Raw genomic sequence first — 13,228 nt, 5'->3', positions numbered from 1 at the left:
TCCAGATAAATCTATTAAAAAAGATAACGATTTAATTGTATGTCTAGCAGTATTGAATTAACAGAACCATTAGTTAGTGTTGTTATTCCTACTTACAATCGCCCAGAGTATTTAAAGCAGGCGATCGCCAGTGCTGTCAACCAGACATTTAAAAATATTGAAATTATTGTTTGTGACAACTGTAGTGATGTCAGTCCTCAACCAATAGTCGAAGCTTTTAAAGATGAAAGAATTCGGTTTTGCCGCAATTCACATAACATTGGGATGGTTGCCAATATTATTAACGGTTTTGTCATCGCTAAAGGTAAATATGTGGCCAGCCTCCATGATGATGATATGTGGGAACCTGATTTTTTAGCCAAGCTTGTTCCCCCTCTAGAAGCTAATTCTGATTTGGCTTTAGCTTTTTGTGATCATTACGTGATTAAAGCTGATGGGCAGATAGATGATAAACTGACTCAAGAGTGTTCCAAGACATGGAAACGAGCTAATTTAACAGCAGGAATTCATCAGCCTTTTTATAAGATTGCTATCGAAAATATGTCTGTAGCCACTGCCAATGCTGCTGTTATTCGTAAAGATGTTGTAGATTGGCAAGCATTTCCTTTAGAGGTGGGTGGCTTTTACGATTTGTATATCAATTATCTCTGTTCTCGCTCTGGTTTAGGCGCTTACTATACTCCAGAAAAACTCACTCGTTACCGTGAACATGAGTTAACAGATACATTAACAGATAATGCTCAAATTAATATCCGTAAGGCAAAAAATCACATTTTCTGTTATGAACATTTTATGCAAGATACCAGATTAAAAGAGTTATATCCACATTTTCAGCAGAGATTAATCGAAGCTAATCAATATCTAGGTATGAGTTTATTAAAAGCTGGACAGCCAGAATCAGCACGCCCTCATTTTTGGTATGTCTGGCAAAAGAAAAAGCTGAGTGTGAGAGCGATCGCAGCATTGCTATTCAGTTTTATCTACAGCTTATTAATCAATACATTTATCAGTGTGAAGGGATATGTTACAGCAGAACGTAAAGCAACCTCTGGTTAGTGTTGTTATCCCAACTTACAATCGACCAGATTATTTAAAGCAGGCGATCGCCAGTGCAGTTAACCAGACTTATCAGAATCTTGAAATCATCGTTTCTGATAATTGTAGTGACGAAAGCCCCCAAGAAATTATCGAATCTTTTAATGATTCACGCATTAGATTTTGGCAACATCCTGAAAATATTGGGATGTTGTCTAATCAAATGAATGCTTTCAAAATGGCACAAGGTAAATATGTTGCCAGTCTCCATGATGATGATATGTGGCACGAAGATTTTTTAGTGAAACTTGTGCCAACACTGGAAGCTCATTCTAATGTTATTTTGGCTTTTTCTGACCAATATATTATTGATAGTGACAGTAACATTAATCATCTTGGTACAGAAGCAAATACACGCGGTTTCAAGCGAGATATTTTAGCCCCAGGTATTCATACATTTTTCGCTAAAATTGGTTTAATTGATAAAAGTATCCCCACGGCTGCTGCTTGTGTAATTCGTAATGGTGTCATTGATTGGGATAGCATTCCGCAAGAAGTCGGCGGGATGTGGGATTTATATCTAACTTATCTCTGCTGCATTTCGGGTTATGGTGCGTACTATTATCCCGAAAGATTAACTTATTATCGCGCCCATGAACTCACAGATACAATGTTAAGTGGGAGTAGAAATGCTAACGCCAAAATTCGCAAAGCCCAAAGCGAAATCTTTTGCTACAAAGCATTCATGGAAGATGGCAGATTGCAAGAATTTCATGATTATTTTCAAGCTAAATGGTTAGAATCACATACCACTTTAGGCATTGGTTTACTGCGGAATCATCAAACAACAGCAGCCCGTCCTTACTTATTCCAAGCATTTAAAAGACAAAAATTGAACCCCAGAACTTTAGCAGCACTGATACTCAGTTTTATTCCGCAACCATTAGCTAATCAATTGCTGGGAGTATAAAAATCAATGAAACTTTGCATTGTTACCCACAAACTTAAAAAAGGTGATGGACAAGGAAGAGTCAACTATGAAGTTGCTCAAGAAGCGATTCTTCGTGGTCATCAATTAACATTATTAGCCAGTGAAGTTGCACCAGAAATAGAGCAAAACAGTAAAGTTAACTGGATTAAAATTTCGGTTGATGGTTATCCGAGCGAGTTTATTCGGAATTTTATCTTTGCTTATAAAAGTGCGTCTTGGTTACAAAAAAATCGTTCAGAAATCGATTTATTAAAAATCAATGGCGCAATTACAAATGTGGCAGCAGATGTGAATGCTGTGCATTTTGTTCATAGTTCTTGGTTGCGATCGCCTGTACATATTTCCCGCGTTCGCCGCGATGCTTACGGTTTTTATCAATGGCTGTACACCGCCTTAAATGCCCGTTGGGAAAAACAAGCTTTTCAACGCGCTAAAGTTGTAGTTGCTGTCTCAGAGAAAGTTGCCCAAGAGTTAATTAAAATTGGCGTACCACGCGATCGCATCCGAGTCATCGTCAATGGTGTCGATTTGCAAGAGTTTATCCCTGGTATTGCTTCTCGCCAAAAATTAAACTTACCAGAGAATGTAAATTTAGGATTATTTGCCGGAGACATCCGTACACCACGGAAGAATTTAGATAGCGTCTTACAGGCCTTAGTGAAAGTACCTGATTTACACCTAGCCGTAGTCGGGAGTACTGATGGTAGTCCCTTTCCACAGTTAGCCGCCGATTTAGGCATTAGCGAACGGGTACATTTTCTCGGTTATCGCCGGGATATTGCCGAAATCATGCGGGCGGTAGATTTATTTGTCTTCCCCTCCCGTTATGAAGCTTGCACCTTGGTCTTGTTAGAAGCCCTCGCCTCTGGGTTGCCTGTCATTACCGCCACAGCTACCGGTGGGGCAGAGTTAGTCACATCTGAATGTGGAATTGTTTTACCAGATTCAGATGATGTGGAAGCCTTAGCTGCTGCTTTGTCATCTTTAGCCAGCGATCGCACCTTGATGCAACAAATGGGTCAAGCCGCCCGCGCCGTCGCCCAACAACACAGTTGGTCAACAATGGCCCAAACCTATATGGATCTATTTGAGGAGTTACAACAGCATGAAGAACACAGTTCTCATCCCGACCTATCGCCGTCCTCTGGATCTATCTCGTTGCCTTTCGGCACTGCAAGCGCAAACTAAACCCGTTGATCAAGTCATCGTCGTTGTGCGGGATACAGATACCCAAACTTGGCAATTTCTCCAAGCCTTTCCTGCCCATCATTTACCTTTACAAATCGTCACCGTCGCCATTCCTGGAGTAGTCGCCGCCCTCAACGCTGGACTTGCAGCCGTTGAGGGAGATGTTTTATCTATTACTGATGATGACGCTGCACCTCGTCCTGATTGGTTAGAGAAAATTAACGCCCACTTACTCGCAGATGCCAAAATAGGCGGTGTTGGTGGGCGTGATTGGATACATTATGGTGACAAAATTGAAGATGAATCTCGCGCTGTGGTGGGTGAATTGCAGTGGTTTGGGCGTGTAATTGGCAACCATCATCTCGGAGTCGGCGCAGCCCGTCCAGTCGATGTCCTCAAAGGTGTGAACATGAGTTTCCGTACTCAGGCGATCGCCAACTTACGTTTTGACGAGAGAATGAGAGGTTCAGGCGCACAGGTACATTTTGAAATGGCATTCACCCTCGCTTTAAAACGTGCTGGTTGGCAGATCATTTATGACCCACAAGTTGCAGTAGACCACTATCCCGCCCAGCGATTTGACGAAGACCAACGCAATAATTTTAATGCGATCGCGCAAATTAACTTAGTTCATAACGAAACTTTAGTATTACTCGAACATTTATCACCCCTACGTCGCCTCATCTTCTTGCTGTGGGCAGTTTTCATTGGTACTAGAGATTGTTTTGGTTGCCTGCAATGGCTAAGATTCTTCCCCAGCCAAGGCCGACTCGCCACCCGCAAACTTTTAGCCTCCTGGCGCGGTCGCTGGCAAGGATGGCAGACATGGCAAGTTACAGGTGACAGGTTAGAGGTGACAGGTTACAGGGGTGCAGCACTTCGACCCTTCGACAGGCTCAGGGCGGCGCTGCGCTCAGTGACCGGGGTGCAGGGGGAGCCAAAGAACTAATGACCAATAACCAATGACAAATGACCAATGACAAATAACAAATTGGTATGATATCTCAATCATTACTTTTTAATAGTTTTTCAGAAACACCATTTTCACCAAAACAGCGATCGCTACAAGGTTGGAGTGCCATCCTCGGTTTTATCTTGCTGAGTGTAACCTGTTACTTTGCGGGTGTAGCTGGTAGTTTACGCCTAATTTATCCAGTCACCGCCTTAATCGTAGCGATATTTTTATACTTGCGACATCCGATTTTATACATCGGTTTTACTTGGTGGATGTGGTTTATCACACCCTTAGTTGCCCGTTTAATTGATTATAAGGTTGGTTGGGACCCTACCCGCCAAATTTTGATTGCACCATATTTAGTTGTATTTGTCACAATTGCCACCTTCTTACGACACTTTCCTAAAGCCTCTCGTCAGGGAGGTTTACCTTTTATATTGGCTTTTGTCGGCGTAATTTATGGTTTTCTCGTCGGCTTAATTTATAACACTCCAGTCCCCGTTGCACGCGGCTTGCTAGACTGGCTCAGTCCAATTATTTTTGCTTTTCACCTATTCATGAATTGGCGAGATTATCCCAGTTATCGCCAAAATTTACAAAGGACATTTCTTTGGTGCGTATTGCTAACTGGTGCTTACGGCATCTATCAATTTGTCGTCGCCCCGGAATGGGATAGATATTGGCTAATTCAGTCAAAATTATTTACCAGTTCTGGCGACCCTGTACCATTCGGAATGCGTGTTTGGAGTACGCTGCACTCAGTCGGGCCGTTTGGTGCGGTGATGCAAGCAGGCCTTTTGTTGTTATTTACCAGTTCAGGCCCCTTAATCTTTCCGGCTTCGGCTGTTGGTTACTTATCATTTTTACTCACACAAGCGCGGACTAACTGGGGAGGCTGGTTATTAGGAGTCATCATGATTATGGGTTCAGTCAAAGCCCGTATTCAAATGCGACTCATCATCTTGATTTTAGTTATAGCCGCCTGTGTTGTGCCATTGACTACTATCGAGCCAATTTCTGACGTGGTGGCAGCGCGTTTAGAGACTTTTACGAATCTGCAAGAAGATACTAGCTTTAGGGATAGATCGGGAAGTTACGACAGAAACCTCAGTTTAGCTCTTTCTAATTTATTAGGTAATGGCATCGGCAATACTTGGAAAGTCAATGAAAAGACTGGACAAATCGAAGTTTTTGTAATTGACAGTGGTATTTTAGATATGTTTTTCACCCTTGGCTGGTTTGGAGCCGTATTTTATCTGGGTGGATTAATCTTGACGCTTTTTAGCGTTGCTAATTACACAGAATCACGTTTTGATAGCTTTATAAGTACAGCCCGTGCCATTGGTTTTAGTGCTACTGCCCAGCTAGTTATCGGCAGTGGGATGTTAAGTATCGCCGGAATAATTCTGTGGGGATTTTTGGCTATGGCGATGGCAGGACATAAATACCACCAGTCGCAAAAAATCACCCAACTTCATTAGAGGTTAATTATATGAAAGTGATGATCCTGATGCCATTGGCTGAACAACGCGGTGGCAGTGAAATGACTTTCTGGGATCTGTTGCAGCAAGGACGAAATAGTGATATTGAGTGGTTAGTAATTTTTGGTGAAGATGGTTCCTTAGTCAAACAAGTGCGATCGCTTGGTATTGATGCACAGGTTTTTCCTAGTGGTCGTGTCCGTCAATTACACCGTTTAGTTGCCACAGCCATCAAGATAGCACTCATAGCTAAACGTCAACAGGTAGATGTAATTATCAGTTGGATGTGGCTATCTCATTTAACAGGCGGACTGGCAGGATTACTAGCAGGTAAACCGGCACTGTGGTATCAACAAGAAACACCCGATGGGAAGAACTTTTTAAAACGCTTAGTTAATCTGATGCCGGCGCGTGGCGTAGTCACCATTACCAAAGCTATTCAAGCGGCGCAATCAAAAATCACCCCACAACTACCAGTATCTTTAGTGTATCCAGGGGTAGCTTTAGATCGTTTTGATCCTGCTATTTTGCCTACTCCTGCTATGGCGCGGCAAAAGTTGGGTTTGCCATTACAGGGGCCGCTAATTGGCATTGTCGGCAGAATGCAACGCTGGAAAGGAATGCACGTCCTCGTTCAAGCAATGCCAAAAGTTTTACAGAAATATCCTAATGCTCATTGTGTGGTAGTTGGTGGTAAGCATGACTTAGAAGCAGACTACGAAGACTTTCTGAAATCAGAAATAGTAAATTTAGGACTGCAAGAAAAAGTCATTCTGCCCGGACTCCAGCGCAATATCCCCGAATGGGTGCAAGCGATGGATGTTTTTGTCCATGCTTCTGATCAAGAACCATTTGGCATTGTGATTATCGAAGCGATGGCGCTAGGTAAACCTGTCATTGCGGGTAATGCTGGCGGCCCCACCGAAATTATCACCGACGGAGTGAATGGCTTATTAACACCTTACGGTGATTCTGAAGCATTGGCGATCGCAATTCTCCGCTATCTAGATGAACAAGACTTTGCCCAAAAGGTCGCCGTCGCTGCACGCCAACGCGCCCTCGATTTTTCCACCCAGAACTACGCGCAAAACTTTATTAATACTCTGCGTTCTCTGATACCTGGCGTTTCGTAAATATAGCTAAATATCGATATGCTCAGATCCCCGATTTTTTTAAGAATTCGGGGATTTTGTATTTCACGCATAATTTAGGAATACAAACCTTCAGCTTGACAATATATTTTTGCTGGCGCTTGCTCAAAATATTTAAATAACGCTGGACATAACCAACCTTCCAGACCTTTTTCCCGCCACAAATACCAATTACCGTTGTACTCCTCACGTAACCAAGTTAATTCGGCTTGATAACCAGGGAAAGGACTAGCAGAAAACAGCAATTTAAACCCTTCATCCACATTAGCTATACCCTGAACCAGAATATCAATCATCTCAGGTACACCACTCACAAACGGTTCTTGCACCAAACCCAGACGCTCATCATCAAATACCCATGTTTGATTGTGCCTGTATGGAAAAATCACCATCATTGAGTTAGTCATGAGCAATTATCGGTTAAGTAATTGGTAAATAATTTTGTAGTCAAGGTTACTAATTACTAGAGAATAATATAACTTGAAAAAATTGTAGTGCATCAGGAGGTTGGCAGAGTGAAAACGGCAAGTATAGGGCAAACTCATTTACAATTCAGGAAATTCTCAGCCAAAAAGCTTATTCTGTACTGCAATTGGGAGTAAATACTTTTATCATGTGCCGTTTACTTGCCTATCTTGGTTCGCCTGTATCTTTGGAGCATCTTCTGTATAAACCAGAACATTCTTTGATTGTCCAAAGTTATCAACCCCGTGAAATGAATTCTGGGGTAGTAAATGCAGATGGTTTTGGTATGGGTTGGTATCATAGTCACAAAGATACTGCTCCCTACATCTACAAAAATACATTGCCGATTTGGAATGATATTAACTTACCCCATCTGAGCCGTTACGTAGAATCAAGTTGCGTATTAGGTTATGTCCGCAGTGCCACAATCGGGCAAGCTTTAGATTTTGCCAATTGTCAGCCATTTAATCACGAAAATTGGCTATTTCTGCATAACGGATTCATTGAAAATTTTCGGCAAACATTACACCGCAGAATTCGTAGCACTTTAGCACCAGAATTTTACGACAAAATTTATGGCAGTACAGATTCTGAACATTTATTTGCGTTGTTACTTTCTCAGCGTCAAATTAACAAACATCGTCCGCCAGAATATGCCTTACGCACTACTTTGTTAGGTATTGCTGAACTAGCGAAACGTCATCAAATCAAGGTTTTAGCTAACATTATTTTCAGTGATGGTAAACGTTTGATAGCTTCGCGTTTTGCTATTGGTGCAGCAAATCCGTCTTTGTATTGGATACGAGATGATCTGAATTTCCCGAACTCAGTAATTATTGCTTCGGAACCTTTATTTCCTGGTAATTGGAATCCTTGCCCAGAGAATAGCATCATCAGTGTGGGAGAAGACTGTGATATCAAAATTGAGCAAATCTACTAGCACCAAAGAATTTATTTATTATGCTTTAAATGATTGTCGAAAAAGAACTTTAAAGCTGTTGGATGAGCTAGACGATATTACATTTTGCAATCAGTATCATCCTGATTTTAGTCCTATTGGCTGGCACTTAGGACATATTGCTTACACTGAGTCTTTATGGTTGCTAGAACATAGTGCGGGTTTAAGGTGTTTATTTCCGCAATATCGTAAGCTGTTTGCGGCTGATGGTTTACCCAAGTCAGAACGTGTCAAATTACCAAACTTAGCCGAAATCCGTTATTACTTGCAGACAGTCCGCGAGAAAGTGCTGCAATATCTGGAAGTGGTTGATATTAAACCCCAAGAACGTCTGTGGCGATTTTTAATTCAGCACGAAAGTCAACACTGTGAAATTCTCAGCTATGTGTTGGAATTGTCGAAAAGAGGAAAGGGTGTAGGGGTGCATACTTCGACTGCGCTCAGTAACCCTACTTCGACTGCGCTCAGTAACCCTACTTCGACTGCGCTCAGTAAGCAAGGGTGCGAGGGTGTAGGGGTACAAGGGAATAACATCACACTCAGCACTCAGCACTCACACTTCGACTCCGCTCAGTGTACAGCACTCAGCACTCACACTTCGACTCCGCTCAGTGTACAGCACTCAGCACTCAACACCCAGATGGTGATGATTCCGGCTGGGGAATTTGAAATGGGAAATAATTCTTTGGATGCGTTGGATAATGAGAGTTTTTGTCATCGAGTATATCTGGATACTTATTGGATTGACCGTTACCCGGTGACTTGTGGGCAGTATCGGGAATTTATGGCGGCGGGAGGCTATAAAAATCCTGAGTGGTGGTCTGATGCTGGGTGGCAATGGCTACAAGTAGAACAGGTAACAGAACCGCTATATTGGCAGAACGATCGCAGTTATGATGATCATCCAGTCTGCGGTGTGAGTTGGTACGAAGCGGAAGCATATTCGCGGTTTGTTGGCAAGCGTTTACCCACAGAAGCCGAATGGGAAAAAGCTGCTAGTTGGGATGCTCAAGCTCAACGTCGGCGCACCTATCCTTGGGGTGAAGAAATGCCCTCACAAAAATATTGTAATTGCGATCGCCTCATCGGTCAGACAACCCCAGTCGGTAACTACCCTGGAGGCGAAAGTCCCTACGGCTTATTAGATACCCTCGGCAATGTTTGGGAATGGACAGCTTCTTGGTTTACACCATACCAAGGTTTTCAAAGTTACCCTTATGTGGGTTACTCGCAAGTTTATTTTGATCACCAACACCGTGTATTAAAAGGCGGTAGTTGGGCAACTCGTCCCTGGGTAGCACGTTGTAGTTTTCGGAACTGGTACTATCCCTGTGTACGCCAAGTTTTTACAGGTTTTCGCTGTGCTACAAGTGTTAATTAACGAAAGTTTATGGCTTTTTTAGTGGTAAATACGCAAATTTAGTGTTAAACCTTGATTGATCTAGCTTAAGCGTGAGGTTAGCAGCTGTGGCTGTGTGTTTCACTAGCTAGAGGAAAGCTTGGGTTGCCAAGCAATCTACTACTGCAACTCTACGGAGGTTAAATGACAATATCTCAAGCTGTCAACAGCAAAGTTACTTCTCTAACCAGCCTAGAAGAACGTTTGCAAATACAGCGTTTGGTAGAAGCCACAAAAGTAGTCACATCAACAGCAGGACGTGATGTAGTCAAGGGATTAACGCACAACCCCAAATATTTACCTCCATACTACTTGTATGATGACCAAGGCTCTGATTTATTTGAACAAATCTGTGAATTGCCCGAATATTACGTAACTCGCACAGAAACAGCAATTTTGCAACAGTATGCAGATGAAATTGCTCAAATCACAGGTGCTTGTGAATTAGTAGAACTGGGTAGTGGGAGTTCGACCAAAACCCGAATTTTGCTGGATGCTTATCAAAAGTTAGGGGGGCTTCAGTGCTATTTGCCAATAGATATAAGCGCGGGAATGTTGGAAAATAGCGCGAGAAAGTTACTCGAAGAATATCCCTCACTGCAAGTTTACGCATTGGCGGGAACTTATGAAATGGCTTTAGCACAACTCCCACCAAAACAGTCACCAAGTAGGATGATTGGTTTTATTGGTAGTTCTTTGGGAAATATGACAACCCAAGAGTGTGATGCTTTCTTTTCGCAAATTACCAATGCACTGCAAGTAGGTGAATATTTTTTACTGGGAGTCGATTTACAAAAACCAAAAGAAATTTTGGAACCAGCTTATAACGATCGCCAAGGTGTGACAGCAGCATTTAACATCAATATGCTGGAGCATTTAAATCGCAGATTTGAGGGCAATTTTGATACCACACAATTTGAACATTGGGCATTTTATAATGAAACTGCAAATCAAATTGAAATGCACTTGCGGAGTATGCGATCGCAAACTGTGCAATTAAAATCTCTCAACCTCACCGTTAACTTTGCCCCAGGCGAAACTATCTTGACCGAAATCTCGCGCAAATTTAACCTGAACACCATTAAACAACAACTCCAAAGCCGTGGTTTAGTTCCGGTTCAAACATGGACTGATACAAATCAGTGGTTTGGTTTGTTATTATGTCAGTTTCAATCTGCTTGAAGAAGTTAGAAGTCAGAATCCAGGAGTCAGAATCAAATAAGTAGCTGTCTAGCCTGGAAACACATCTAAATATAGCAGTCTAGGCATAAGGTAGGACATTTCAAAAGCACAAATGGCAGGTAGAGTAATAATATTTACCTCCTGCCTCAACCTTGTAGCGGTAAGTCAAAAGGCAAAAGTTAAAAGTCAAAGATCAAGAGTACTTTTGATTTTTGGTTTTTTACTTTTGACTTTTCTGCCTCCTGCCTTTTTTATAAAACACCTTTAGAACTAGGAATTGTCCCAGCGCGACGGGGATCAACTTCTGTAGCCATTCGCATAGCTCTAGCAAAAGCCTTAAATGTTGCTTCAATAATGTGATGGGAATTAATACCATCTAATTGACGAATGTGTAAGGTCATTTGGCTATGATTCACCAATGCAACAAAAAATTCCCTCACTAGCTGAGTGTCATAAGTACCAACTCTTTGGGTAGGAATTTCTAAACCATAACTGAGATGAGGCCGTCCCGAAAAATCTAACGCCACCTGAATCAATGCTTCATCTAATGGTGCTAAAAAATTACCAAAACGAACTATTCCTTTTCTATCACCCAACGCTTGATGCAAAGCTTGACCTAAAGTAATCCCAACATCTTCATTAGTGTGATGATCATCAATTTCCCAGTCTCCTTTGGCTTGGACATCTAAATCAATCAAACCGTGAGAGGAAATTTGATGCAACATGTGGTCTAAAAATGGAATACCAGTCGCCGCATGACATTTTCCTGTCCCATCTAAATTGACAGTTACTTGCACATCAGTTTCACCAGTCACACGGTGAACCGAAGCAATACGCGCTGTGTTTAGGGAAACTTGGTGCAGAATTGAGTCTTTGTGAGAAGTATCGCTGATTTGCATAGTTAATTGAGGGAGTTGGGAGTTGGGAGTGGGGAGTTGGGAATAAACCTGGATTTCTCACAAGAGAGAAATCCAGGGGGGTGGGAGGTGTGGGAGGATGGTGAAGAAATCTTTCCCCCCACACTCCCCTCTCTCCCCACACTCCCCACACTCCCCACTCACTACTCCCCAAATCTTATTACATTCCCATAATTTCATATCCTGCATCCACGTACAGCACTTGCCCAGTAATACCACTAGCTAAGTCACTGCACAAAAAGGCCGCAGTATTACCCACTTCTTGTTGAGTTACAGTACGTCGTAAAGGCGCTACCTCTTCTACATGGTGAATCATATCTAAAATTCCCCCAACAGCCGAAGAAGCCAAAGTCCGAATTGGCCCAGCCGAAATAGCATTAACCCGAATATTTTGCGGGCCGAGTTCTGCTGCAAGATAACGCACACTTGCTTCTAAACCTGCTTTGGCAACTCCCATCACGTTGTAATTCGGCACAGCTCGCACGCCACCCAAATATGTCAAGGTGACAATGCTACCGCCTTCAGTCATTAACGGTTTCGCTGCGCCACTTAACTGTACTAGGGAATAGGTACTAATTTCTAAAGCTGTATTGAAACCCGAACGGGAAGTTTGGCTAAAGCCTCCAGTCAAATCATCTTTATTTGCAAAAGCTAAACAGTGGATGAGGATATCTAATCTACCCCACTTTTCTTGCACCGCTTCAAAGGTAGAGTGAATCTGTTCATCATTTTGAACATTACAGGGAACAAATAAGCTGGGATTCAGAGGTTCTACCAATTCCGCAACTTTTTTCTCCATCTTGCCACGTTCATCGGGGAGGTAAGTAATACCTAAGTTCGCCCCGGCTGCGTGCAGTTGTTGGGCGATACCCCAAGCGATGGAGCGATTATTGGCAATACCTGTAACGAGGGCGTTTTTTCCAGTCAGATTCAGCATAGAAATTATTAACAGGATCAATCATGATAAAAGATGTCTGAGCAGTATCAAAGATTTTTCCTGGATTTCTCACAAGAGAGAAATCCAGGGATGTGGGAGGAGTGGGAGGATGGTGAAGAAATCTTTCCCCCCACACTCCCCACACTCCCCACACTCCCCACATCCCTTACCCATACGTGAGAAATTCGGGTTTTGCTCCCCCTAATCACTGTTTTTGACTGCTGTGTGGCTGTGTTCACTTTTCTGTTTCAAAGGCAATTACAGCCAGAAGTCTAAATTTTCTAGGGGAATTGAGGATACTTCAACTGCTGAGTGTATCACCTGGGACTTTTTCAGACATCCTCTTAGGAGGATACTAGAAACTGAGGCCTGTTTTTCTTGATTTATCAAAATCATGTTTCACAGGCCAGAATCAAGAAACCAGAAGCCTGAATTGAGGGTGAAATTCTGTGAGGCTAGTGGATGAATCAACAAACAACACAGCAAATTAAGTGGTGAGTGTTTTTCTCCATTGACTAATTTTGCGTCTTCAATTCTGCTATCTGAATTTTTCTTTAATTCAATTGGTG

General features: G+C 42.4%; 12 protein-coding genes. 9 read left to right on the top strand and 3 right to left on the bottom strand.

From position 1 onward, the window contains the following. Positions 1-39: 39 nt before the first annotated feature. The 6 genes from H6G28_RS09275 to H6G28_RS09250 are packed head-to-tail and all read left to right on the top strand — an operon-like array spanning position 40 to position 6,783. Positions 40-1,056 (top strand): glycosyltransferase family 2 protein, encoded by a 1,017-nt coding sequence (locus H6G28_RS09275; RefSeq protein WP_190670394.1) that lies wholly within the window; start codon positions 40-42, stop codon positions 1,054-1,056. Beyond that, complete coding sequence (locus tag H6G28_RS09270) at positions 1,022-2,005, top strand: glycosyltransferase family 2 protein (RefSeq protein WP_190670393.1); 984 nt, start codon at positions 1,022-1,024, stop codon at positions 2,003-2,005. The genes H6G28_RS09275 and H6G28_RS09270 overlap by 35 nt, the downstream gene beginning before the upstream one ends. 6 nt (positions 2,006-2,011) lie before the next feature. Continuing rightward, entirely contained in the window at positions 2,012-3,214 is a 1,203-nt protein-coding gene (locus H6G28_RS09265) for a glycosyltransferase family 4 protein (RefSeq protein ID WP_190670391.1), read from the top strand. Then, entirely contained in the window at positions 3,132-4,163 is a 1,032-nt protein-coding gene (locus H6G28_RS09260) for a glycosyltransferase family 2 protein (protein ID WP_190590698.1), read from the top strand. The genes H6G28_RS09265 and H6G28_RS09260 overlap by 83 nt, the downstream gene beginning before the upstream one ends. A gap of 47 nt (positions 4,164-4,210) precedes the next feature. Continuing rightward, complete coding sequence (locus tag H6G28_RS09255; RefSeq protein ID WP_190590699.1) at positions 4,211-5,650, top strand: O-antigen ligase domain-containing protein; 1,440 nt, start codon at positions 4,211-4,213, stop codon at positions 5,648-5,650. A gap of 11 nt (positions 5,651-5,661) precedes the next feature. Next, a complete protein-coding gene (locus H6G28_RS09250) occupies positions 5,662-6,783 on the top strand; it encodes a glycosyltransferase family 4 protein (protein ID WP_190670390.1) in 1,122 nt (373 codons plus the stop codon). A 74-nt stretch (positions 6,784-6,857) separates the two neighbouring features. On the opposite strand, the gene H6G28_RS09245 is transcribed toward H6G28_RS09250, so the two are convergent. Then, positions 6,858-7,208 (bottom strand): DUF6717 family protein, encoded by a 351-nt coding sequence (locus tag H6G28_RS09245; protein WP_190590701.1) that lies wholly within the window; start codon positions 7,206-7,208, stop codon positions 6,858-6,860. A gap of 206 nt (positions 7,209-7,414) precedes the next feature. Here H6G28_RS09245 and egtC point away from each other — a divergent pair, with 206 nt between their 5' ends. The 3 genes from egtC (at position 7,415) to egtD (ending at position 10,805) form a co-directional block, all read left to right on the top strand. Next, complete coding sequence (egtC, locus tag H6G28_RS09240; protein ID WP_190590702.1) at positions 7,415-8,206, top strand: ergothioneine biosynthesis protein EgtC; 792 nt, start codon at positions 7,415-7,417, stop codon at positions 8,204-8,206. Further along, the gene (gene egtB, locus H6G28_RS09235) at positions 8,178-9,605 is read left to right on the top strand and encodes an ergothioneine biosynthesis protein EgtB (protein WP_190670388.1); all 1,428 of its coding nucleotides are present in this window, start codon (positions 8,178-8,180) and stop codon (positions 9,603-9,605) included. Before egtC ends, egtB begins: the two co-directional genes overlap by 29 nt. A 162-nt stretch (positions 9,606-9,767) precedes the next feature. Beyond that, on the top strand, positions 9,768-10,805 hold the full coding sequence (egtD, locus tag H6G28_RS09230; protein WP_190670386.1) for an L-histidine N(alpha)-methyltransferase: 1,038 nt from the start codon (positions 9,768-9,770) through the stop codon (positions 10,803-10,805). Positions 10,806-11,056: 251 nt separating this feature from the next. On the opposite strand, the gene hisB is transcribed toward egtD, so the two are convergent. Continuing rightward, on the bottom strand, positions 11,057-11,704 hold the full coding sequence (gene hisB, locus H6G28_RS09225; RefSeq protein WP_190670385.1) for an imidazoleglycerol-phosphate dehydratase HisB: 648 nt from the start codon (positions 11,702-11,704) through the stop codon (positions 11,057-11,059). Positions 11,705-11,882: 178 nt separating this feature from the next. After that, a complete protein-coding gene (gene fabI, locus H6G28_RS09220) occupies positions 11,883-12,659 on the bottom strand; it encodes an enoyl-ACP reductase FabI (protein WP_190590706.1) in 777 nt (258 codons plus the stop codon). Between the last annotated feature and the right edge of the window lie 569 nt (positions 12,660-13,228).

It is taken from the genome of Nostoc sp. FACHB-190 (assembly GCF_014696905.1).
Lineage (GTDB): Bacteria > Cyanobacteriota > Cyanobacteriia > Cyanobacteriales > Nostocaceae > Nostoc_B.
Note: the sequence above shows the minus strand (reverse complement) of the source record. Positions and strands in the feature narration are given on the sequence as shown.

What these genes read in the sequence shown, in the direction of transcription:
- H6G28_RS09275 (WP_190670394.1), top strand. Translation starts at nt 40, where the DNA reads ATGTCTAGCAGTATTGAATTAACAGAACCATTAGTTAGTGTTGTTATT.
- H6G28_RS09270 (WP_190670393.1), top strand. Translation starts at nt 1,022, where the DNA reads ATGTTACAGCAGAACGTAAAGCAACCTCTGGTTAGTGTTGTTATCCCA.
- H6G28_RS09265 (WP_190670391.1), top strand. Translation starts at nt 2,012, where the DNA reads ATGAAACTTTGCATTGTTACCCACAAACTTAAAAAAGGTGATGGACAA.
- H6G28_RS09260 (WP_190590698.1), top strand. Translation starts at nt 3,132, where the DNA reads ATGAAGAACACAGTTCTCATCCCGACCTATCGCCGTCCTCTGGATCTA.
- H6G28_RS09255 (WP_190590699.1), top strand. Translation starts at nt 4,211, where the DNA reads ATGATATCTCAATCATTACTTTTTAATAGTTTTTCAGAAACACCATTT.
- H6G28_RS09250 (WP_190670390.1), top strand. Translation starts at nt 5,662, where the DNA reads ATGAAAGTGATGATCCTGATGCCATTGGCTGAACAACGCGGTGGCAGT.
- H6G28_RS09245 (WP_190590701.1), bottom strand. Translation starts at nt 7,208, where the DNA reads ATGACTAACTCAATGATGGTGATTTTTCCATACAGGCACAATCAAACA.
- egtC (WP_190590702.1), top strand. Translation starts at nt 7,415, where the DNA reads ATGTGCCGTTTACTTGCCTATCTTGGTTCGCCTGTATCTTTGGAGCAT.
- egtD (WP_190670386.1), top strand. Translation starts at nt 9,768, where the DNA reads ATGACAATATCTCAAGCTGTCAACAGCAAAGTTACTTCTCTAACCAGC.
- hisB (WP_190670385.1), bottom strand. Translation starts at nt 11,704, where the DNA reads ATGCAAATCAGCGATACTTCTCACAAAGACTCAATTCTGCACCAAGTT.
- fabI (WP_190590706.1), bottom strand. Translation starts at nt 12,659, where the DNA reads ATGCTGAATCTGACTGGAAAAAACGCCCTCGTTACAGGTATTGCCAAT.